This is a genomic window from Methylobacter sp. Wu8 (genome assembly GCF_036440755.1).
GTDB classification, from domain to species: Bacteria; Pseudomonadota; Gammaproteobacteria; order Methylococcales; family Methylomonadaceae; genus Methylobacter_A; species Methylobacter_A tundripaludum_A.
The window spans coordinates 1-21,983 of the sequence record NZ_JAZGVT010000023.1 but is presented as its reverse complement, the minus strand read 5'-3'; the positions used below and the strand labels follow the sequence as shown (position 1 = coordinate 21,983).

Sequence of the window (21,983 nt, the reverse complement as noted above, 5' to 3'; positions counted from 1 at the left end):
TGCGCGGGGGCAGGAGGCGGGACTCTCAAAATAGGCATTTTAGGCGACTCAGGGGCAGTTGCCGGGATTTTATTCATGTAATATTGCCCAGGAATTGATCAAGATGAGAGACAAGATTATCCAGCGATGCCGAGCTTAACAGAAAGACGAGGTTGCCGGCCGTATGCCGTTTTTCAATGGTGAGATCGATGTGCAGCACCATAATATAGGGCTGAGTGGAATTCTCTTTGAGCCGGTGTAATATTTCATCGGCTGATGCGACGGCATAATCGGGCAAGGAGCTTTCCAGCGTAAAACTGAATATGTCGGCCATTGCCGACAGGCAGGCGTTTAAAATGATGTTACCCAATTCACACATGGCTTCATGTTCAAATTCCGCAAGTTCGTCAATGCTCATTTGAGACCCCATCATGTCACCCACGATCTTCAACGCTTGATCTTCGGTAAATAAAAGCACGGCCTCGGCATTAAACGGGCCGCGGAAGTGTTGGTTTACCGCGCCAAACCGGCCATTGTTTAGCGACAATGTCGCCGAGTTTATGTCTTCCGAGTTAATGATTTGAACAGAGGGAACGGAAATGCGCACTTCATCGCCGACGATCTCGCTTAGGCTTAATGCAGCACGGCCGGCGCCGATGCTGAAGACCTCCGCCAGAGCGTCAAGATGAAGTTCGCTAAGGCTGCTCATTTGGAATCTGAAAAACAGTTTAGCGCCAGGGTAATTGATTTTTCTGTGACCGGTTTTGCAACTAATATGGTTCCAAGCAGGCGTGCGCGTTCTTGATGCGTTTCTTGGATATTCGCCGAGAAAATAACGATTTTTATTGAAGGATATTTGGACAGCATCCGCTCCGCCGCATCGGTCCCCGAAATGCCCGGCATGTTAATATCCATGGTGCAGTAGTCGGGAAGGTCATTATCAATGAGTGCAATAGCTTCTTCGCCGCAGGCTGCTTCAGAGATTATCCATTCCGGGCGACGAGCAAGAATATGTGAACGGATTAACATTCTCGATACTTTACTGTCATCGACGATCAAAAGCTTTTTTATTGGACTATCCACGGGAATGATTGATTTTTGCTGGATTTAAACTTGCCGCATTCTACATAAAAAGGCTGTGATGCTCAATTTAAAACCTTGTTATATGCGGCTAAATTTCAGTTGAACCCACGAGGTTGCGCGGCTTGGTTGGAATGTTAGTCCCGGCTCGATATTTTTTAGGCGCGGATTCGGATTGCGTCAGAAATTGACGTTGCCTTGTAGCCAGATTTTTTGAGTATCGGTAGAGAAGGTATCGGCATCGTAATTAGCGTATTTGGCCAGTAACGAATAATGCTTGCCGAATTTTTTGACCGCCTGGAAATCCCATTCCTTGCCATAATGAGCGCGGCCGGTATCGTCGGTAAAATCGTGATAAATGCCCGATAATACGAGGCTGTCGTTTTCCATGAACTTTGCGCTGACGGTGCCGAACACGTCACGGATACCGTCATTAGGCGTAATCAGGAATAAATCGGCCCAGCCCTGGAATGCATGGTTGGTGCCCAGCGGGGTATTAAAAGTCTTGTTTTGACCGAAGCCGTTAAGTTGTTCCATGGCGCCCTGGAAGCTGAAATTATAAGCGGTGAATCCCCCCATTAGATTGAAACGGTCCGCCTGATAGGGCGTCGGCGAATGCTGGTAATCCTGTTGAAAGCTCCATTCAGCGGTGTAAAGCAGGCTGTAATGTTCATGGAATTTTTTCGGTTTATCGCTGTTAATGAAGCGTAGGCCGTATGTCTGGCTCGATTTTTGATAATTTTCCCGCTCGGTATAATCAAGCCAATAGCCGTAACCGATCAGGCTGCCATAGTCGCCGAGGCTATAGTTGGCATTGACGACGGGGGCGTTAATGTTCTCAGTCGTTGCGGTGAAGGTTTGCACGTTGCCTATATAGCCGACATTGACGGTCAGGTCTTCGATCGATTTATTGGTGATTAAAACCGAATCGAATGTTGTTTCCAGCTGCCGCCAGCCGACGTTGCCGATGAAGCGGTCGTCATCAAATTTGATGCGTTGCCGCCCGCCTTTAATAAAAGTATCGGGAACGCCCGCATAACCGATCCACATCTGGTTAAGTTCATTGTAGCCGGGGTCTGCGACGGTCGAATACTCAGGTTTGTCGCCGCGCCCATTGTTGTAATCCGATTGCAATGCGTGGGTGCCTTCGTATTCCACATAACCTTGCAGACCGTGGAATACCGGCGTGAGTAAGCCTAAGCGCGTGCGTATGGTATTGGCGTTGGCGGTTTTTTGCGCGCCCCTGTCCTGGTCAACATTTTCATAACGGTAATTAGCGTCAACTTTAACCGCCCCTCCGTCTCCGAACTTGAGTGCCTCTTCAATGGATTGAGTCGTATCGGCGGATACTTGGCTATTGGCGGCAGCGAGTGACAGCAGCGTTACGGATAAGGCTGTCCATGGCGTTTTTTTGTGTTGCTGTGGCATGAAGCCCTCTTTGCATGGATGAAAATGTAAAAATAATTGTAACACTATTTATTATATTTCAAATAGATATGAATGAATTGGAGAAACCGGGATAAGTTGTATTTTAGATATTGAATATCACCTGTTTTGTGTTAGTGTATCAGGCAATAACAATAAGAAAAAAGGGTGAATACCGTGCCGGACATTAATTCTTCTCAGCAAAAATATGCTCTAACCGCGAGCACCGTGGCATTCACCGTTTGCTTTGCGGTGTGGACTATCTTTTCAATCATCGGCTTGCAAATCCAGAAAGACCTGCATTTAAGCGAGACCGAATTCGGCTTGCTGGTCGGCACGCCGATACTTTCAGGTTCGTTAATCAGGCTGATTCTAGGCATCTGGAGCGACCAGTACGGCGGGCGTATCGTTTATGCGCTGGTCATGGTGACGGCGGCTATCGCCACCTTGCTGCTGACCCTCGTTGAAACGTATACCCTGTTTCTGGTCACGGCGCTCGGTATCGGGGTTGCCGGCGGATCGTTCGCCGTCGGTATTGCTTATGTTTCGCGTTGGTACCCTAAAGAGAAGCAAGGCACGGCGTTAGGTATTTTCGGGCTCGGCAACGTCGGAGCGGCGGTGACGAAATTCGTCGCGCCTTTTGTGATGGTCGCATTCGGATGGCATGCCGTGGCGCAAATCTGGGCGGCAGCGTTGTTGTTAATGGCGGTAATCTTCTGGTTTGTTACCGATGACGAACCGATGCTCAAACAGCGCCGCGAGTCCAACATCAAACCCGATTCATTCCTGAAGCAGCTGGAACCGCTGAAGGATATGCGGGTCTGGCGGTTTTCGCTGTATTACTTCTGCGTATTCGGGGCTTTTGTCGCATTGGCGTTGTGGCTGCCGCGCTATCTGGTCGGCGCTTACGGTTTCGATATAAAGTCGGCGGGCATGCTGGCTGCGGCCTATTCGATTTTCGCCAGCCTGTTCCGCGCTCTGGGCGGCTGGTTGTCAGACCGTTACGGCGCGCGGTTATTGATGTACTGGACGTTTATTGTCGCGACGATCTGTACCTTTTTCCTGTCCTATCCGCCTACGGATTACATCGTACACGGCATTAAGGGCGATATTACCTTCAGTCTGGCGATTCAACCGATGGGCTTTATCTTTCTGGTCGCCGTGCTGGGCCTGTTCATGTCGTTCGGCAAAGCGGCGGTGTACAAGCATATCCCGGTTTATTATCCCGACAACGTCGGCGCTGTAGGCGGCGCAGTAGGCATGATAGGGGGCTTGGGTGGGTTCTTGCTGCCGCTGACTTTCGGTATGTTGAACGATTTGACCGGCATCTGGAGCAGCTGCTTCATGCTGCTGTTCGTGTTGATGACGATTGCGCTGACCTGGATGCATTTTTCGATTGTCAGGATGGAACGCCGCGTCGTGCCTGAATTGGCTAAAATTTCGAAAGATCTGCATGAGCTGAGTCATCCGTCCCCGCTGGTGCTTGCCGATTGGAATCCTGAAGATAAAGGCTTCTGGGAAAAGACCGGCAAGCGTATCGCCACCCGTAATCTGTGGATAAGTATCCCCGCGTTGTTGCTGGCTTTTGCGGTGTGGATGGTGTGGAGCGTCGTGGTGATCAACCTGCCCAGCATCGGCTTTAAATACACCACTGATGAACTGTTCTGGCTGGCGGCGCTGCCGGGTTTGTCGGGCGCGACCTTACGGATTTTCTATTCGTTCATGGTGCCGATTTTCGGCGGCCGTCGCTGGACGACGATCAGCACCGCCTCGTTGCTGTTGCCGTCGTTATGGATCGGTTTTGCGGTGCAAAATCCCGAAACACCTTATGTATTGATGGTGGTGTTGGCCTTGCTGTGCGGTTTCGGCGGCGGCAATTTTGCGTCCAGCATGGCGAATATCAGCTTCTTTTATCCTCAATCCCAAAAAGGCACAGCCCTGGGCTTGAATGCCGGTTTGGGCAATTTGGGCGTCAGCACCGTGCAGTTTGTGGTGCCGTTGGTTATCGCGGCGGGCGTGTTCGGCTCATTGGGCGGCGATCCGCAAGAGTGGGTTAAGGCGGGGGTGAGCAAATCCATCTGGCTGCAAAACGCCGGTTTTATCTGGGTGCCGTTTATTATTGCCACCAGCATCGCGGCGTGGTTCGGCATGAATGATATTGCCTCGGCCAAGGCATCGTTCAAGGAACAAGCGATCATTTTCAAGCGCAAACATAACTGGCTGATGTGCTGGCTTTACACCGGAACCTTCGGTTCGTTTATCGGCTATGCAGCCGGTTTCCCGATGTTGACTAAAATCCTGTTTCCCGAGGTCAACCCGACCGAATACGCCTTTTTGGGGCCGCTGGTCGGCGCGTTGATCAGGCCGGTCGGCGGCTGGCTGGCCGACAAGCTGGGCGGGGCCAGGGTGACGCTGTGGAATTTCGTGATCATGGTTGGCGCGGTGTTCGGCGTGTTGCATTTCATGCCTTCGGTGGGCAATGCGGGCGATTTCTGGGGCTTTCTTGCGATGTTCATGTTGTTGTTTATCACGACCGGCATCGGCAACGGCTCCACCTTCCGCATGATTCCGGTTATCTTCATGACTGAGCGTTTGTGCGCGGTCAAAGGCCAGGGCAGCGATGCGATTGCCAACGCCAAGAAAGATGCGGCAAAGGAAGCGGCGGCGGTGCTGGGTTTTAGCTCGGCGATAGCAGCATACGGCGCATTCTTTATCCCGAAGAGCTACGGTACGGCGATCAGCATGACCGGCGCTCCCGATGCCGCGTTGTATTGTTTCATTGTTTTTTATCTGGTGTGTATCGGTATCACTTGGTGGTTTTACGCGCGTAAAACGGCGGCTATGCCTTGTTGACCGTTGCAAAATAAAAGCTATCACCACGAAGACACGAAGGGCGCGAAGTTTTTACTTTGGTTTTTTCTTCGTGTCTTCGTGGTGACACATCAATTTGTTTAAGTTGATGTGTTGGGGATGAGGTACGACCCCCAAACAAACACCAAAACCCTAAAATATAGGTAAATCTTATGAGTCATTTCCTGGACCGCTTGCTCTTCTTCAAGAAAAAAGTAGATACCTTCTCCGGCAATCACGGCGTGGTGACCAATGAAGACCGAAGTTGGGAGAACAGTTACCGGTCGCGCTGGCAACACGACAAAATCGTGCGTTCCACGCACGGCGTCAATTGCACAGGTTCGTGCAGTTGGAAGATCTACGTTAAAAACGGGCTGGTGACCTGGGAAACCCAGCAAACCGACTACCCGCGCACCCGTCCCGATCTGCCCAATCACGAGCCGCGCGGCTGTTCGCGCGGCGCGAGTTATTCCTGGTATTTGTACAGTGCCAATCGCCTTAAATATCCGCTGATACGCGGACGCTTGGTCAAGTTGTGGCGCGAAGCCAGACAGACTTTAGACCCGGTCGAAGCCTGGGCTTCGATAGTCGAAGACCCGGCTAAAACTGCAGAATACAAGTCGATACGCGGCCTGGGCGGTCTGGTCCGCGCCAATTGGGAAGAGGTTAACGAAATCATCGCGGCGGCCAATATTTACACGGCCAAAACCTTCGGCCCCGACCGGATCATCGGTTTCTCGCCGATCCCGGCCATGTCGATGGTGTCTTATGCGGCCGGCAGCCGTTATCTGTCGCTGATCGGCGGCGTCAGCATGAGTTTTTACGATTGGTATTGCGATTTGCCGCCGGCATCGCCGCAAACCTGGGGCGAACAAACCGACGTGCCCGAATCGGCTGACTGGTATAACGCCGGATTCCTGATGCTGTGGGGATCGAACGTGCCGCAAACCCGCACCCCCGACGCCCATTTCATGACCGAAGCGCGGTATAAAGGCGCGAAAGTCGTGGTCGTGAGTCCCGATTATTCGGAAGCCAGCAAGTTCGCCGATTTGTGGCTGCATCCCAAGCAAGGCACCGATGCGGCGCTGGCGATGGCGATAGGCCACGTGATCCTGAAGGAATTCCATGTCGAGCGGCAAAGCCCGTATTTCAACCAGTACGTGCGGGAAAATACCGATTTGCCGTTTCTGGTCATGCTGAAAGAGCAGGACGGTTATTATGTGCAGGACCGGTTCTTCAGGGCTTCGGACTTTTTAGGTAGCTTAAGCCAGGAAAACAACCCCGACTGGAAAACGGTGGCCTATGACGAAATCAACGGTCACATCGTCCCGCCTTGCGGCTCTATCGGTTTCCGCTGGGGCGAAAGCGGACATTGGAACATCGAACAAAAAACCGTAGACAACCAGGAAGTGCGCTTACGCTTGAGCTTGATCGATATTAAGGACAATGTCGCCAGCGTCGGCTTCCCTTATTTCGGCGGTTCCGAACATCCGCATTTCACCCATTCCGCGCATGATATTATTCAAAAGCGCAATGTGCCGGTCAAGAAAATCACCCTGGCCGACGGCACCGAAGTATGGGCGACCACGGTATTCGATTTGCTGGTTGCGAACTACGGCATTGATCGCGGCCTAGGCGGTGGTAACGTTGCTACTTCTTATGATGAGGATGTTCCGTATACCCCCGCGTGGCAGGAAAAAATTACCGGAGTTAAACGGCAAAATGTGATCGCGGTGGCGCGTGAATTTGCGACCAATGCCGAAAAGACTCAAGGCCGCTCGATGGTGATCCTGGGCGCCGGTATCAACCATTGGTATCACATGGACATGAATTACCGCGGCATCATGAATATGCTGATGCTGTGCGGTTGCGTCGGGCAGTCCGGCGGCGGCTGGGCGCATTATGTCGGGCAGGAAAAACTGCGTCCGCAAACCGGCTGGCTGCCGCTGGCGTTCGGCCTGGACTGGAAGCGTCCGCCCCGGCAGATGAACAGTACCTCGTTTTTCTACAATCACACCAGCCAATGGCGTTACGAAAAACTCAAAGTCCATGAAATATTATCGCCACTGGCAAAGCCCAAAGACTGGCAGGGCAGCTTGATCGATTTCAACGTGCGCTCCGAGCGCATGGGCTGGCTGCCGTCCGCGCCGCAACTGCAAACCAACCCTTTGCAAGTGGTCAGGGATGCGGAAAAAGCCAAAAAAGACCCGATTGAATATGTCGTCAAATCGCTGAAAAGCGGCAAGCTGAAGATGTCCTGCGAAGACCCGGACAACCCGCAAAACTTTCCGCGCAACATGTTCGTGTGGCGCTCCAATTTGCTGGGTTCTTCGGGCAAAGGCCATGAATACTTCCTGAAGTATTTGCTGGGTACGCAACACGGCGTACAGGGCAAAGACTTGGGCGATAGCGGCGACAAGCCTTCGGAAGTCGAATGGCACGAAACCGCCGCGGAAGGCAAACTCGATTTGCTGGTCACGCTGGATTTTCGTCTGTCCACGACTTGCCTGTATTCAGACATTATTCTGCCGACCGCAACCTGGTACGAGAAAAACGACCTGAATACCTCGGATATGCACCCGTTCATCCATCCGTTGTCCAAGGCTGTCGATCCCGCCTGGGAGTCGCGCTCCGACTGGGATATTTACAAAGGCATCGCCAAGAAATTCTCGGAACTGACCATAGGGCATTTGGGCGTAGAAAAAGACATTGTCGCCGTGCCGATCCTGCACGACACGCCGGCAGAGCTGGCTCAGCCGTTCGACGTCAAGGACTGGAAAAAGAAGGAATGCGAGCCGATTCCGGGTAAAACCATGCCGACTCTGGTCGTGGTCGAGCGCGATTATCCGAACACCTACAAGATGTTCACCTCGCTGGGGCCGTTGATGAGCAAAGTCGGCAACGGCGGCAAAGGCATAGCGTGGAACACCGATGCCGAAGTCAAGCAACTGGGCGAGCTGAACCGACTGGTGACTGACGAAGGCATCAGCAAAGGCCTGCCACGCATCGAATCCGACATCGATGCGACCGAAGTCATCCTGATGCTGGCGCCCGAAACCAACGGTCATGTCGCAGTTAAAGCCTGGGAAGCCTTAAGCAAAATCACCGGGCGGGATCATACCCATCTGGCGTTGCCGCGCGAAGACGACAAAATCCGTTTCCGTGACGTGCAGGCACAGCCGCGCAAGATTATCTCGTCGCCGACCTGGAGCGGATTGGAATCCGAGCAAGTCTGCTACAACGCCTGTTACACCAATGTCCACGAGCGGATTCCCTGGCGCACGCTGACCGGCCGCCAGCAGTTTTATCAGGATCACAGCTGGATGCAGGCATTCGGCGAGACCTTGTGCGTCTACAAGCCGCCGGTCGATACCCGCTCCATCGCGCCGATTCTGGGTCAAAAGCCCAACGGCAATGACGAGCTGGTCTTGAATTTCATTACACCGCACCAGAAGTGGGGCATCCACAGCACCTATAACGATAACCTGCTGATGCTGACCTTGTCGCGCGGCGGCCCGATCGTGTGGATGGGTGAAGTCGATGCGGCGAAAGTCGGCATTAAGGACAACGATTGGGTAGAAGCCTATAACGTCAATGGCGCGCTGGTCGCCAGGGCGGTGGTCAGTCAGCGCGTTCCCGAAGGCATGTGCATGATGTATCACGCCCAGGAAAAAATCATTAACACGCCGGGATCACAGACAACCGGCGGGCGCGGCGGCATCCATAACTCGGTGACCCGGGCGACGCTCAAACCCACGCACATGATCGGCGGTTACGCCCAGCTAAGTTACGGCTTTAACTATTACGGTACGGTCGGCTCGAACCGGGATGAATTTGTAATTGTGCGTAAGTTGAGCGAAGTCGATTGGCTGGAAGAGCCCAGTCAAGCTGCGAATCAGCAGGAGGAAGTGTAATGGCTAATCCGATCAAAAGACCGCGCAATATTCGCGCACAAATAGGCATGGTATTAAACCTGGACAAGTGCATCGGCTGTCACACCTGCACCATTTCCTGCAAAAACGTCTGGACTTCGCGCAAAGGCGTTGAATACGCATGGTTCAACAATGTCGAAACCAAGCCAGGGATAGGTTTTCCGCAGCAATGGGAAAACCAGGACAAATGGAACGGCGGCTGGGTGCGCAAAATCAACGGCAAGATAGAGCCGCGCCAAGGCGGCAAACGCAAGATATTGCGAAATATCTTCGGCAACCCCGATTTGCCTGCCATCGACGATTATTACGAACCGTTCGATTTCGATTACCAGCATTTGCATAGCGCCAAAGAATCGAAAAACCCGCCCACCGCGCGCCCCTTTTCGGTGATTACCGGCGAGCGTATGGAAAAAATCGAAGGCGGCCCGAACTGGGAGGAAATCCTGGGTACGGAATTTTCATCGCGTTCGCGCGATACCAATTTCGACAACATCCAGAAAGACATGTACGGTGAGTTTGAAAACACCTTCATGATGTATCTGCCGCGCTTGTGCGAACACTGCCTTAATCCGACCTGTGTTGCCGCCTGTCCCAGCGGTTCAATCTACAAGCGCGAAGAAGACGGCGTTGTGCTGATCGACCAGGACAAATGCCGGGGCTGGCGCATGTGCGTTTCGGCCTGTCCGTACAAAAAAATCTACTACAACTGGGAAACCGGAAAATCGGAAAAATGCACGTTCTGCTATCCGCGTATCGAAGCCGGTGAGCCGACGGTTTGCTCGGAAACCTGCGTCGGGCGGATTCGTTATTTAGGCGTGTTGCTGTACGACGCCGACCGTATCGAAGCGGCGGCAAGCGTCGAGAACGAGCAGGACTTGTACCGGCAGCAGCTGGATGTTTTCCTCGATCCTTTCGACGAGGAAGTCATAGCGGAAGCGCGAGCGGCCGGTATCCCCGAATCCTGGCTGACAGCGGCTAAGGAATCGCCGGTTTATAAAATGGCGATAGATTGGAAAGTCGCGTTTCCGTTGCATCCCGAGTTCCGCACACTGCCGATGGTTTGGTACGTGCCGCCGCTATCGCCGATTCAATCGGCGGCGGAAAACGACCAAATCGGTATAGATGGCGACATTCCCGACGTGCGTTCTCTGCGTATTCCGGTGCAGTATCTGGCCAACTTACTGACAGCGGGTAAAGAAGAACCTATCGTGTTGAGCCTGGAGCGGATGCTGGCGATGCGTGCTTATATGCGCAGCAAGACCGTCGATGGCGTGGTCAATACCGCAGTATTGGAACGCGTCGGTTTGACTCAGTTGCAGGTTGAAGAAATGTACCGCTACATGGCGATTGCCAATTACGAAGACCGGTTCGTGATTCCAAGCAGTCATCGTGAATACGCAAGTTCAACCTTCGATGCTTACGGCGAGCAAGGCGGCTGCGGGTTCAGTTTCGGCAGCGGATGTTCCACCGGTAATAATGATACTAATCTGTTCGGCGGCAACAAGAAGCCGCAACGTAGCGGCAGTATTCCGGTCAAGATCCCGATTAAAGTGGAACCGGCAAAATAAAGGCATAGGTATCAATTAAAGACATTTCACCACGAAGACACGAAGTTCACGAAGAAAGACTTGGTAAGAACTTCGTGTCTTCGTGGTGATGCATCAATCTATTTAGACTTTAAATTTTTATGCAAACACTAAAAGTTCTATCGCTACTGCTGAGCTATCCCGAAGCCGAGATGCTTGAAGCATTGGACGATATGGCCGCGGTCATCGAACGGGAAAACCTACTACAGAAAGACCATAAAAAATCCGTGCTGGCGCTGATCGGCTCGTATCGCGGCGCCGACCTGATGGATAGCCAAGAGCGGTATGTCGAGCTATTCGACCGGGGGCGGTTTTTATCGCTGCATATATTCGAGCATGTCCACGGCGAATCCCGAGACCGGGGGCAGGCGATGGTCAACCTGCTGCAAATGTACGAAGCGCACGGCTTTGAACTGTCCACGCATGAACTGCCGGACTATATCCCGCTGTTTCTGGAATTTCTCTCGCAACAGGAACAGGCCGAAGCGGTGCAGCTACTGCATGATGCGATGCCGGTGTTGAGTTTGCTGGGTGCAAGGCTGACCGAGCGCGGCAGCAAGTTCAGCGCAGTTTTTGACGCGCTGGCAGGTTTCGCCGGCGAACCCGAAGCGCTTGACGAAATCCGCCGGCAAGCCGCCACCGAAGGCGAGGATGAAACCGTGGTTTACATGGATCAAATCTGGGAAGACGAAGCCGTCAGTTTTATGGGGGCAGGGGATGCGTGCAAAAGCCAAACCGCCGCTGTCAGTCCAATTACCATCACGCCGCGCGACCAGTTCGTCAAAGCGCAAAACCGTTCTCATTAGAAGGAGTCAATCGTGGATTATCTCAATACCTTACTATTCGGTTACTACCCCTATATCGCGATCAGCGTATTCTTCATCGGCAGCCTGGCGCGATATGACCGCGACCAATACACCTGGCGCACCGGTTCCAGCCAATTCCTGCGCGCCGACGAATTAAGACTGGGCAGCAATTTATTCCATATCGGCATCCTGCTGCTGTTCGTCGGGCATTTCGTCGGCCTGTTGACGCCGCCTGCGGTTTATCATGCATTAGGCCTGTCGACCTCTGCCAAACAAATCCTGGCCGTAGTCGCGGGGGGCGTTTTCGGCGGCGTGTGCTTAAAAGGCATCATCATCCTGATACGCCGCCGCCTGACCGATGCCCGCATTCGCGCTACCAGCAGCCGTATGGATATTTTCATCCTGCTGTTGATCGGCGTACAGCTGATTCTGGGGCTGCTGACATTGCCGATTTCGATTTATCATCATGACGGCGCGAATATGTTGTTGCTGTCGGAATGGGCGCAGCGCATCGTGACTTTTCGTAGCGGCGCGGCGGATCAACTCAGCGAGATCGGCATTGTCTTCAAATTGCATTTATTTTTAGGGCAGACCTTGTTCCTGGTTTTTCCGTTCAGTCGATTGGTGCATGTTTGGAGCGTTCCGCTGGGCTACGTCACGCGCCCTTATCAAGTTGTTCGTAGACGTTGAATATCCAGGCGCAAGTTATATTGTCGTCATTCCGGCAGGGATTGCCGGAATCCAGGACACAAGGCTGTGAAAAAAGATCAAAAAGTGGTTTCACTCAAAAGATAAAATCATGAACAAATTATCCGGTTTGCTATTACTGACAATAGCGCTGGGCAGCTTGACTACCGGCTGCTCCTCCGACGAATCAATGAACAAAGCGAATGCTGAAAAAGTCGCCGCCATCCAGGCCGAAAAAGCCAGGCATAAAGCGATGTCCGGTGGAGATATGGCCGAACACGAAGGCGGTCAAATGCAGCACTCCATGCCAATGTCAGAACATTCCGGCGGCGAAATACAACATGCTATGCCGATGCCTGACGAATCGACGGGCGCTGTTCAAAGCGATGCTAGCGAAATCGGCCGCCGTGCTGACGATTTACCGGCTCCGTTGAACAGAACTCAACCTCAACTGGTCAGCATCGATCTTTATACCGACGAACGGGTTGCCGAAATGATGCCCGGCGTGACCTATCAATACTGGACCTATAACGGCAAAGTGCCGGGGCCGTTCATTCGCGCCAGAGCGGGCGATCAGGTGGAAATACACCTGAATCACGGCAAACCCGGTGCTGCGGGCGCAGCCCATAGCGAACATACCTCGACTGAACATGCCAACGCCGGCCACTCGGCGCATTCCATCGATCTGCATGCGGTGGTCGGTCCCGGCGGCGGTGCGCCGTTAATGCAAGTCGGGCAGGGCGAACAAAAAAGCTTCCGCTTTAAAGCCACGCATCCGGGCATTTACATTTACCACTGCGCCAGTCCGCATGTGCCGACCCATATCGCAAACGGCATGTACGGCATGATCCTGGTCGAACCGGAACAGGGCCTGGCCAAAGTAGATCGCGAGTTTTACGTGATGCAGGGCGATTTTTATACCGGCGGTAAGTACGGCGACAAAGGCCTGCAAGCGTTCAGCAAGGACAAGATGCTGGCCGAAAAGCCGGAGTATTTCCTGTTCAACGGCCGGGTCAACTCGCTGAGCGGCGAGCGGGCTTTAAAAGCCAAAGTGGGCGAAAAGATCCGCCTGTTCGTCGGCGTCGGCTCGCATGTTGCATCCAACTTCCATATCATCGGCGCTATCTTCGACAACCTGTATCTGGACGGCGCGATCATGAACCCGCCGCTGAAAAACGTCCAGACTACAGTCATAGCCCCCGGTTCCGCGGTGATGATTGAATTTACCGCCGAAGTGCCCGGCAAATACCTGCTGGTCGATCACAGCCTGACACGGGCTATTGATAAGGGGGCGCTGGCTGAATTGATTATAGAAGGGGCAGAGCAGCCGGAGCTTTACCAGCAGGTTGCGCATTAAAATTCAGATCAAGCGCGTAAGCTTGAATAAGACCATCCAAGCTAACGCGAGGTGGCGTTTCCGGCTTGCAAGCTATATGTACTGTTTTGGTTGTGGCGCAATGTAATTCAAATAAGCCGAGGACGCGCATCTTAGGAATATACGAACATTAGGCATTTTTATAGGATAATTGATACTGTATATATCAAATTGGCCGTCAGCCTAATAAGCCTTGGACAGAAAATGCTCGAAAACGACGAATTTATTAAGGTGGTGAAAAATACGCCGCTGGTGGCGTTGGATCTTGTTATCCGAGCCGGGGATAACGAGTTGCTTATGGGCATGCGGATAAACGAACCGGCCGTAGGCTGGTGGTTCGTACCCGGCGGACGCATCCGAAAAGACGAATCAATCGAGGATGCGTTTTTGCGGATAACGAAGACAGAGTTAGGGAAATCCTACCCGATTGATCATGCCCGGCTATTGGGTGCTTTTACTCATCAGTACCAGACAAACTTTGCCCGGATGCCCGGCATCAGTACGCATTACGTTGTTCTTGCTTACGAGCTTCAAGTCGATGTCGACTTGGAGCGACTGCCAATGGGGCAGCATAGCGAATATCGCTGGGTCGGAGAAAACGGCGATCCGGCTAGGGTTCATCCGAACACCCTGGCGTATTTCAAGCAGGCGGAGCGCGACGCCTGAGCAAATGGATCTGGCCGGCGGCTCGAGAATCCGTGTGTCCGAAAAATCAGTTTTTAGGGCGCCAGCCAGCCGGTTACATTGCCATTTGCGTCAAAATCAACCTCGCCGCCTCTTGTATTTGGGTAGTACCATGCCTCTCCCGTTTTCCAGGTATCGACTCTACCGGGTTTTCCCAATAATGATCTGACGTCTTCTTTTGACATGTTCACCTCTAAAGCATGCCACGGATTACCCGTTTTTTTTTTCTTTTTTACTGTGGGAGCGTCAACGGTTTGGGTCGATTCTAATTCTTGCACTCGTTTTTTAAGTGTCTCGACTTGCAGTCTTAGTTCTTCGACTTCAGTTGATTCAGCCAATACATTGTTCGAATAACAAAACAACGTGGCTGTAACCACTAATATAACGCGGGAAGCTAATCCTGCGATATGATGGGATGAGGGAATATTCATTTGAGGCCTATTTGAAGTTTACGGCTGCGAAAGCCCGTTGATTAGTCAGTCAAACATTAAAAAAACGAGGCAAAAATCGACATGTCTCCGGCGGCTGAGTGCGCTTTGATTCTACTATTGTTAGGTTTCTTTGAATAGAGCGGCCTAATTCAGGAGGAACGCTTCAACCGGCGCATGTGTAAAATAGAAGCGTCAAACCCTACAGCTGATTATTTGACGTCAATTACCTATGGGTAACCGACCGGGATCAGTGGGCGCAAGTTAGTTTATAATGTTGGGGCGTTCTCTGTAATTGACCCTGTAGCGTTGTCTTCTTTATCCCCTGTATTCAACAATCTTTTCGGCGTTTCTTGGTTAAAAACTTTTTATGCTGCATTTTATGATTAACATTTTTATTGCTGTGAACTATGTCTGAAAATTATTCGTTTGATCGTGATTATTCCTTGGATTCCTTAAAAATTCCGCCAAATTCCATTCAGGCCGAGCAATCGGTTCTGGGCGGTTTAATGCTGGATAATCAAACCTGGGATTCGGTGGCAGACAAGGTGTCGGAAGGCGATTTTTATCGCCGGGATCATCAGTTGATTTTTAGGACGATTGCGCAGTTAGCCGAAAAACAGATTCCTTTTGATGTGATTACCATATCGGAATCGCTGGAAGCGATAGGCGAACTGGAAAACTCCGGCGGACTGTCCTATTTGGGCATGTTGGCAAAAGATACGCCCAGTGCTGCGAATATCGTTACCTACGCCAACATCGTCAGAGACCGGTCGGTATTGCGGCAGCTGATTCATGTAGGCACCGAGATTGCGGATTCCGCGTTCAACACGGAAGGCCGCGAGACGGCCGATCTGTTGGAAAATGCCGAGCGCCAGGTATTTAAAATCGCCGAACAAAGGCAACGGGGTCAGGGAAACGGATTTGCAACCATTAAATCGTTGTTGGCCACTGCCGTCGATAAAATTGAGACGCTGTTTGAGCAGGAGGGATCGATCACCGGAGCGGCGACCGGATTTACTGATTTTGACGAGCTGACTTCCGGCTTGCAACCGGCCGATTTGATCATCGTGGCGGGCCGGCCTTCCATGGGCAAAACGACCATTGCGATGAATATGGCGGAAAATATCGCGATTAAAGGCGATAAGCCGGTTGCGGTATTCAGTATGGAAATGCCCGGAGACTCGCTGGCGATGCGGATGATGTCGTCGTTAGGCCGTATCGACCAGCATAGAATCAGAACCGGTAAGCTCGAAGATGACGAGTGGCCGCGTTTGACCTCGGCGATCAATTTGCTGGCCGAAACCAAATTATTCATCGACGATACGCCGGCGTTAACGCCAACCGAGGTGCGGTCAAGAGCCCGGCGTTTGGCGCGCGAACACGGTCAGCTGGGCTTGATTGTCTTGGATTACTTGCAATTGATGCAGTCGCCGTCCAGCGGCGATAACAGGGTGCAGCAAATTTCCGACATATCCAGAGGCTTAAAGGCGCTGGCAAAAGAATTGAATGTTCCCGTGGTTGCCTTATCCCAGCTTAACCGTAATCTGGAACAACGCCCTAACAAACGTCCGATGATGTCCGATTTGCGTGAATCGGGCGCCATCGAGCAGGACGCCGATTTGATCGTGTTCGTGTATCGGGACGAAGTCTATAACGAAGACAGCCCCGATAAAGGCATCGCCGAGGTCATTATCGGCAAGCAACGTAATGGCCCGTTGGGGACGGTCAGGCTTACATTTCTGGGGCAATTCACCCGTTTTGAGAATTTTGCAGGGAATCCCTATAACAGCGGGGATTACGAATGAACCCGGCAGCCTATGCAGTGCTCGACCTGGATGCGGTCCAGCATAACTTATCCATTGTGCATCATTATGCGCCGAACGCTAAGGTTATGGCCGTCATCAAAGCCAACGCTTATGGTCATGGTTTACTGCGTATTGCTGAAGCGCTGCACGATGTTGATGCTTTTGCTGTCGCCAGGGTTGATGAAGGCATTCGATTGCGAAAGGCTGGATTCAAAAATAGGATTGCCGTTTTGGAAGGTTTTACCTGCGTTGAGGAATTAGCAGAATTACTTCATTATCAATTGGATTCAGTAGTGCATTCCTTAACTCAGCTGGAAATTCTTGAAACTGCAACTCTAAAAGGAGTTTGCGCTGTCTGGTTGAAACTCGATACCGGCATGGGCCGGTTGGGGTTCAGGGCAAAGGAGTTCAGTTCCGTCTATCAACGCTTAAACCGGTGCGCTCTGGTAAAACAGCCTTTCGGTCTGATGACGCATTTTGCCAGTGCCGATGATATGAACGACGACAAAACGCTAAAGCAGATCAAGCTGTTTGATGAAACGGTTGCAGGTTTATCCGGCGAACTCAGTATGGCTAACTCGGCGGGTATATTGGGTTGGGAGCAATCCTTGCGCGATTGGGTGCGCCCCGGCATTATGTTATACGGTGTGTCGCCTTTTCCCGATTCTATAGGCCGGCAGCTGGGGCTAAAGCCGGTTATGGAGCTGCATTCGAAGTTGATTGCGGTCAAGCAAATTGATGCAGGCGACACCGTTGGTTACGGCGGCAGCTGGACATGCGAAAAAACTACAAAATTGGGCGTCGTGGCGATAGGGTATGGCGATGGTTATCCACGTTACGCCAAAGCCGGTACGCCGGTACTGGTCAATGGTGGTCGCGTCCCTTTAATTGGCAGGGTTTCAATGGATATGATTACGGTCGACCTTGATACTCAGCCAGATGCAAAATCCGGCGATCCGGTAACCTTGTGGGGCGAGGGTTTGCCTGTTGAGGAAGTTGCCCTGTGGGCAGACACCATACCTTATACTCTGGTGTGCGGCGTTACCCAAAGGGTACGGCTGGTTGAAAAACAGCACTCGTCATAAAATCGGCCGGTGCGTTAATTTGGCTCTCGTGTTGATTTCGCCAGAGGGAATCGGCCTTTATACATATAAGGATATGCCGGATTGATTGCTAATAATCTGTTCTAATGGTATTTTCAACCCGGCATATTTTGAAACGTTACGACTGGCTGCAAATTCCGTCCAGTATCAAAAATCTAACTTAAGTTTTAGGGTGAAAATTAATAATGGCCAACGAAGCAACAGAAATAGCGGCGCAAATTCAGCAGGCTTTATTGCTGGCGGAACAGGGAGACCTAACCGGGTCGGAAGCTCTTTATCACAAGGTTCTTGAACAAGAACCGGAGAATCCGCTGGCTTTATACGGTTTGGCTCAACTTGCAGGTGCAATTGATGACCAGGAAGTTAAGGAAGTTCTGTTAGCTCAAGCTATTGAGCAACTTGCTAATAAAGCCGGTCCCGATCAACAAAGTTTGGCGGCAACGTGGTTAACAGAGCTTGCCGAGGTCTTATTTACTCTGAACCGACCGACTGATGCGATGAATTGTCTCAAGCAGTGTGAAAATTTAATCGTGGAAAATCTAAAAACACCGCCCGCGAGTTAAAAAGGTTTTACCCCGCGTGTAAAATAAATCGCTTACAACGGATCATCGGCCGCTATTTGATAGGCTTTGTTACCTTGACGAGCATGTTTCAAATGGCGCAATTCCTGTGAGGCTAAATCGCGTTGTTGACTGATCAAGGCGGTAATCTCTTGATCAATCAGCAGGATCTGTTCAATCGCATCGGCCAGATGCAATTTAGCCGACTCCATGTCGTCCGGATTACCAAAAATCATATCCAGCATAGCGCTACGCTGTTGCTCTTGCAATTCGAATTCATCCCAATCATCCGACTGGGCCGCGGCCAGCATAGCGCGGGTTAAATCGAGCAATTGATCCGCTTTAGTGTGCATGTCCAATACCGGCTCGTTTTTCATTGCATGATGCTACAGCCATTGCATCAATTATTATTGGATTTGTTGGCAAATTGTTGCGTCAGATAGCTGGCGGTGGATTGCATTTGTCCAAGCAAAGCATCCATCCTGTTAAATCTTTCATAAAGGCGTTTTTCTAGTGAACTTAAACGATCAGAGAGTTGAACGCGGTCTTTCGCTATTTTAGCCAGATCTTTTTGCAGACCGTCGGTACGATTCGTGAAACTGCCTGTCTTGCTGACCAAGTTGGTCATGACTTTATCCAGTCGTTCCATTATGCCGCGTGAAAAATCTACCGTACCTTTGGCGCCGATAGTAGCGTCGCTGATTAAGAGCTTCAACCCTAGGGGGTCCCCCTCTGTCGATGTCAATTGTTGGCCTTTGCCGGTGGCAGCCTTTCCTCCAATGGTGCCGGCGACATCTTGGCCGGCAACGCCCGCACCGACGCTTAAGCCTAGATCGGTGGTGGTATTCGCGGTAATTTCCACATGAGAAGACGAGCCATAACTTTTGGAGGTGAAAACCATCCGGTTATTACCTGCGTCGTAGGTGACGCCAACGGATATGCCTTTGGCTTTCAGTGCACTGTCGCCATTGATGCGGGATTGCATTTCCGTAGCCAATTCGGCATAACTGGCATAGGTTTTTTGGGTCAAGGCGATACTGCCCGACTGAGTGCCGTCCACTTTGATTTCGAACGTGTCGGCTCCTGCGCCGATAGTCAGAGAAGTAGGGGCCGCGCCATTCAGCGCGCCTTGTGTAGCGACTTGTGTTATATCGACAGCATATTGACCAGCCTTTGTATCGCTTGTGCTGGATGAAAACAAAACATTGGTGTTGGAAGGACGGCCCAGCACCGCAAACACCGCAGTCACGCCAGAGCGGTTCGAGGCCAGCTGACTGTTCAGCTTAGTGCTGTTCAGGGTCAAGGTGCCGTCTTTTTGGGTGGTAATGCCGATATCGGCCAGCGATTTGGCGGAACCGGTCAGACCGGAGACCATGCTTCCCAGTTCGGAGCGTATCTGCGCCATGGCGCTGCTCAGCGTAGCGTCGCCTTGCAGCAGTCCGCCCTTTTGCGTTGCCGCATCAAAAGTAGCCAGAGGATTTACGACCTTAACCAGATCGTTATAACCTTTGACGAAGCTATCGACAGCAGAGGCAATGTCAGTATTATTCTGACTTACGCCGACAGTGACAATTTTACCGGGTTGAGCCTGCTGAAGAGTGAGCGAGAGTCCTTTTAACGCGGTGTTAACGGTATTGGATGCGCTCTGAATATCCAATCCGTTAATGGCAAGCTTGGCGTCCTGCGACGCCTGATGTTGCGTCATGTTGGTGGCAGCCGCATTAAACGCCAGAGCCGAGAGGCCGGATGTATCGGTATTATTAAGATCGTCATCGGTGACGCTGATCTCCATGCTGCTGCTTTCGCCGGTTTCGGTCGAATTTAAAACCAAACGGGAACCGGTAGTATCCGTTATAACCACCGCAGTTACGCCTGCTTTGGCTTTATTGATGGCCTCGCTCACGCCGGCCAGGGTATTGTTGGTCGAATCAATCGTAAGCGATAGCGTGCCTTTGTTGCCGTCTTGAGCAAAACCGGTGTAAATATCGGTTAACGGATCGTAGGTGGTCGTACCGAATTTAATTGTCAGCGTACCGGTGCCCACGGTCGATGTGGCGGAGCTAAAAGTCGTTGACGCCAGTGTTTGGCTTTTGGCTAACTGTTTGACTTCGACGTTATAACTGCCCAGATTGGCGTTGCTGGTGGCTGAGGCTGCTATGGTAGAGGTATCGCTTGATGTGGCGGTGACCTTTTGGAAAGTGCTGAGATTTTTCAGGCCGGCCAAACTGGTCTGAAAACTTGACATCGCGCTTTTAAGACTGCCGTAGGAGGAAATCTGGGTAGTTAGTTTTGCTTCCCGGGTATCCAATCGTTTGACCGCCGCAGACCCTTCCGCCGTGACCAGGTTAGATACCAAGCTTTTAATGTCTAGGCCGGAGCCGAGCCCTGTTGAAGTAATACCTGCCATTGTTCAATCCTCCGCAATCGTGGTAAAGGCGAAATGCCTACCTATTAAGCTTGCGCTTTAAATAATATACCTGTCAAATCATCCAGTCGCTTGGCAAGTTTAATCGCATCCTCTCCGGGTATCTGGCGTATCACTTCATTGGTTTCAGTATCCTTAATCTGCATAACCATATGCCCTGACGCCTCATCTATACTGAATCCTAAAGAACGCTGTGCCGCCTGAAAGAAATTATTGATGTCTTTGACGGCATTGGATATTTCCTCCGTGTTTTCAGGCTTGTTTTCCGGTTCTTTCTGTTCAGGCAATTTGACTTGGGCGGTTGCCGTTGCCGTTCCTGCCGCAGTAACAGGCCCTCCGTCCTTTTTGGATGGTGCTTGCACTGACCCAGAACCCTGAGAAGGGGGGGGTGAAACTGCTGTTAAAGTGTCCATGATGCCTCCTTTATTTAAGGCCAAAAAGGGCGGAGGTTAAAAACCACCGCCCTGTTTTCAGTTGATTAATTTTTTAATTAATTAATCCGATTAACGTAACAGGGCCATCACGCCTTGGCTGGATTGGTTTGCCTGAGCCAACATTGCTGTACCTGCTTGTTGCAATATTTGAGTACGACTCAATTCCGCCGTTTCCGATGCGAAGTCTGTGTCTTGAATACGGCTGCGTGATGCAGTCATATTTTCGGATGAAACCTGCAAGTTTGAAATCACCGAGGTGAAACGGTTTTGTATCGCACCCATCGAGGCGCGTTTGGCGACAACGGTGTTGATTGCGGCGTCGATAGCCTTGATCGCGGCGGTCGCGCCCGAAGCGGTGCTGACATCCAGCCCGCCGCCAATCACCACGTCGTCGTTGTTTTGAGCAACCAAGCCGAATTTAGCCAAACCGGTGCCGCCGGAAGCCGTGCCGTCGCCATCGATTCGGATTGAACCGCCGTTGGACGAGGTTAGGCTGATGCTGCCGCGGACACCGACAAACTGGGCAGTGGCAATCGTGGTTGCGGTGCCGGTCGCGCTGTCGGCGACTGCGGTGAACACGGCGCCACCCGTTGCGCCTGTGCCATCATCGTCGGCAACGATAATATCGACGCCTGAATCCGAAGTCAGCAACAACTTACCGGTAACGGCGTCCGCGGAAGCCTTAACGCCCGCGACACCGGCGGCATTGATCTTGGTTACCACATCGGATAACGCCACATCGGTTGCCGCCAGCGAAATGACGGTGCCGTTAATAGAGAACTTGTTGGTTGCTGCCAGTGTCGATCCGGCTACGGTGACAT

General features: G+C 51.8%; 18 protein-coding genes. 10 read left to right on the top strand and 8 right to left on the bottom strand.

Annotated elements, in window-relative coordinates:
• Positions 1–73: 73 nt before the first annotated feature.
• The 3 genes from V3O24_RS01140 to V3O24_RS01130 all read right to left on the bottom strand — a co-directional run bounded on the left by V3O24_RS01140 (position 74) and on the right by V3O24_RS01130 (position 2,487).
• A complete protein-coding gene (locus V3O24_RS01140) occupies positions 74–688 on the bottom strand; it encodes a chemotaxis protein CheC (RefSeq protein WP_104423246.1) in 615 nt (204 codons plus the stop codon).
• Positions 685–1,062: a response regulator gene (locus V3O24_RS01135; RefSeq protein ID WP_258076585.1), complete on the bottom strand. Its 378-nt coding sequence runs from the start codon at positions 1,060–1,062 to the stop codon at positions 685–687. Before V3O24_RS01135 ends, V3O24_RS01140 begins: the two co-directional genes overlap by 4 nt.
• Positions 1,063–1,239: 177 nt before the next feature.
• A complete protein-coding gene (locus tag V3O24_RS01130) occupies positions 1,240–2,487 on the bottom strand; it encodes an alginate export family protein (protein ID WP_331305791.1) in 1,248 nt (415 codons plus the stop codon).
• 225 nt (positions 2,488–2,712) lie between these two features.
• On the opposite strand from V3O24_RS01130, the gene V3O24_RS01125 reads away from it, so the two are divergent.
• The 7 genes from V3O24_RS01125 to V3O24_RS01095 all read left to right on the top strand — a co-directional run bounded on the left by V3O24_RS01125 (position 2,713) and on the right by V3O24_RS01095 (position 14,386).
• Positions 2,713–5,337: an MFS transporter gene (locus V3O24_RS01125; protein WP_331305790.1), complete on the top strand. Its 2,625-nt coding sequence runs from the start codon at positions 2,713–2,715 to the stop codon at positions 5,335–5,337.
• A 170-nt stretch (positions 5,338–5,507) separates the two neighbouring features.
• A complete protein-coding gene (locus V3O24_RS01120) occupies positions 5,508–9,248 on the top strand; it encodes a nitrate reductase subunit alpha (RefSeq protein WP_331305788.1) in 3,741 nt (1,246 codons plus the stop codon).
• A complete protein-coding gene (gene narH, locus V3O24_RS01115; protein WP_331305786.1) occupies positions 9,248–10,834 on the top strand; it encodes a nitrate reductase subunit beta in 1,587 nt (528 codons plus the stop codon). Before V3O24_RS01120 ends, narH begins: the two co-directional genes overlap by 1 nt.
• 119 nt (positions 10,835–10,953) lie before the next feature.
• Positions 10,954–11,658, top strand: a complete 705-nt coding sequence (gene narJ, locus V3O24_RS01110) for a nitrate reductase molybdenum cofactor assembly chaperone (RefSeq protein ID WP_331305785.1) — start codon at positions 10,954–10,956, stop codon at positions 11,656–11,658.
• A 12-nt stretch (positions 11,659–11,670) separates the two neighbouring features.
• Positions 11,671–12,348, top strand: a complete 678-nt coding sequence (gene narI, locus V3O24_RS01105; RefSeq protein WP_104423252.1) for a respiratory nitrate reductase subunit gamma — start codon at positions 11,671–11,673, stop codon at positions 12,346–12,348.
• 109 nt (positions 12,349–12,457) lie between these two features.
• Positions 12,458–13,702, top strand: coding sequence for a copper-containing nitrite reductase (gene nirK / locus V3O24_RS01100; RefSeq protein ID WP_331305784.1), 1,245 nt, complete (start codon positions 12,458–12,460; stop codon positions 13,700–13,702).
• 222 nt (positions 13,703–13,924) lie between these two features.
• Complete coding sequence (locus tag V3O24_RS01095; protein ID WP_331305783.1) at positions 13,925–14,386, top strand: GDP-mannose mannosyl hydrolase; 462 nt, start codon at positions 13,925–13,927, stop codon at positions 14,384–14,386.
• A 53-nt stretch (positions 14,387–14,439) separates the two neighbouring features.
• Here V3O24_RS01095 and bamE read toward each other — a convergent pair whose 3' ends face one another.
• On the bottom strand, positions 14,440–14,835 hold the full coding sequence (gene bamE / locus V3O24_RS01090) for an outer membrane protein assembly factor BamE (protein WP_331305782.1): 396 nt from the start codon (positions 14,833–14,835) through the stop codon (positions 14,440–14,442).
• Positions 14,836–15,242: 407 nt separating this feature from the next.
• Here bamE and dnaB point away from each other — a divergent pair, with 407 nt between their 5' ends.
• The 3 genes from dnaB (at position 15,243) to V3O24_RS01075 (ending at position 18,306) form a co-directional block, all read left to right on the top strand.
• Positions 15,243–16,640: a replicative DNA helicase gene (gene dnaB, locus V3O24_RS01085; RefSeq protein WP_104423256.1), complete on the top strand. Its 1,398-nt coding sequence runs from the start codon at positions 15,243–15,245 to the stop codon at positions 16,638–16,640.
• A complete protein-coding gene (gene alr, locus V3O24_RS01080) occupies positions 16,637–17,725 on the top strand; it encodes an alanine racemase (protein ID WP_331305781.1) in 1,089 nt (362 codons plus the stop codon). The genes dnaB and alr overlap by 4 nt, the downstream gene beginning before the upstream one ends.
• A 203-nt stretch (positions 17,726–17,928) precedes the next feature.
• Positions 17,929–18,306, top strand: coding sequence for a tetratricopeptide repeat protein (locus V3O24_RS01075; RefSeq protein ID WP_104423258.1), 378 nt, complete (start codon positions 17,929–17,931; stop codon positions 18,304–18,306).
• 32 nt (positions 18,307–18,338) lie between these two features.
• Here V3O24_RS01075 and V3O24_RS01070 read toward each other — a convergent pair whose 3' ends face one another.
• The 4 genes from V3O24_RS01070 to V3O24_RS01055 form a co-directional block, all read right to left on the bottom strand.
• Positions 18,339–18,680: a flagellar protein FliT gene (locus V3O24_RS01070; protein WP_331305779.1), complete on the bottom strand. Its 342-nt coding sequence runs from the start codon at positions 18,678–18,680 to the stop codon at positions 18,339–18,341.
• A 23-nt stretch (positions 18,681–18,703) separates the two neighbouring features.
• Positions 18,704–20,710 (bottom strand): flagellar filament capping protein FliD, encoded by a 2,007-nt coding sequence (fliD, locus tag V3O24_RS01065; RefSeq protein WP_331305778.1) that lies wholly within the window; start codon positions 20,708–20,710, stop codon positions 18,704–18,706.
• Positions 20,711–20,754: 44 nt separating this feature from the next.
• Positions 20,755–21,141 (bottom strand): flagellar protein FlaG, encoded by a 387-nt coding sequence (locus V3O24_RS01060; RefSeq protein WP_331305776.1) that lies wholly within the window; start codon positions 21,139–21,141, stop codon positions 20,755–20,757.
• Between the two features lie 90 nt (positions 21,142–21,231).
• A partial coding sequence (locus V3O24_RS01055; protein ID WP_331305775.1) for a flagellin occupies positions 21,232–21,983 on the bottom strand: 752 nt, incomplete at its 5' end.

Bases quoted from the DNA above. Each gene is read 5' to 3' on its own strand.
- V3O24_RS01140 (WP_104423246.1), bottom strand. From the start codon at position 688: ATGAGCAGCCTTAGCGAACTTCATCTTGACGCTCTGGCGGAGGTCTTC.
- V3O24_RS01130 (WP_331305791.1), bottom strand. From the start codon at position 2,487: ATGCCACAGCAACACAAAAAAACGCCATGGACAGCCTTATCCGTAACG.
- V3O24_RS01120 (WP_331305788.1), top strand. From the start codon at position 5,508: ATGAGTCATTTCCTGGACCGCTTGCTCTTCTTCAAGAAAAAAGTAGAT.
- narH (WP_331305786.1), top strand. From the start codon at position 9,248: ATGGCTAATCCGATCAAAAGACCGCGCAATATTCGCGCACAAATAGGC.
- narJ (WP_331305785.1), top strand. From the start codon at position 10,954: ATGCAAACACTAAAAGTTCTATCGCTACTGCTGAGCTATCCCGAAGCC.
- nirK (WP_331305784.1), top strand. From the start codon at position 12,458: ATGAACAAATTATCCGGTTTGCTATTACTGACAATAGCGCTGGGCAGC.
- V3O24_RS01095 (WP_331305783.1), top strand. From the start codon at position 13,925: ATGCTCGAAAACGACGAATTTATTAAGGTGGTGAAAAATACGCCGCTG.
- bamE (WP_331305782.1), bottom strand. From the start codon at position 14,835: ATGAATATTCCCTCATCCCATCATATCGCAGGATTAGCTTCCCGCGTT.
- dnaB (WP_104423256.1), top strand. From the start codon at position 15,243: ATGTCTGAAAATTATTCGTTTGATCGTGATTATTCCTTGGATTCCTTA.
- alr (WP_331305781.1), top strand. From the start codon at position 16,637: ATGAACCCGGCAGCCTATGCAGTGCTCGACCTGGATGCGGTCCAGCAT.
- V3O24_RS01075 (WP_104423258.1), top strand. From the start codon at position 17,929: ATGGCCAACGAAGCAACAGAAATAGCGGCGCAAATTCAGCAGGCTTTA.
- V3O24_RS01070 (WP_331305779.1), bottom strand. From the start codon at position 18,680: ATGAAAAACGAGCCGGTATTGGACATGCACACTAAAGCGGATCAATTG.
- fliD (WP_331305778.1), bottom strand. From the start codon at position 20,710: ATGGCAGGTATTACTTCAACAGGGCTCGGCTCCGGCCTAGACATTAAA.
- V3O24_RS01060 (WP_331305776.1), bottom strand. From the start codon at position 21,141: ATGGACACTTTAACAGCAGTTTCACCCCCCCCTTCTCAGGGTTCTGGG.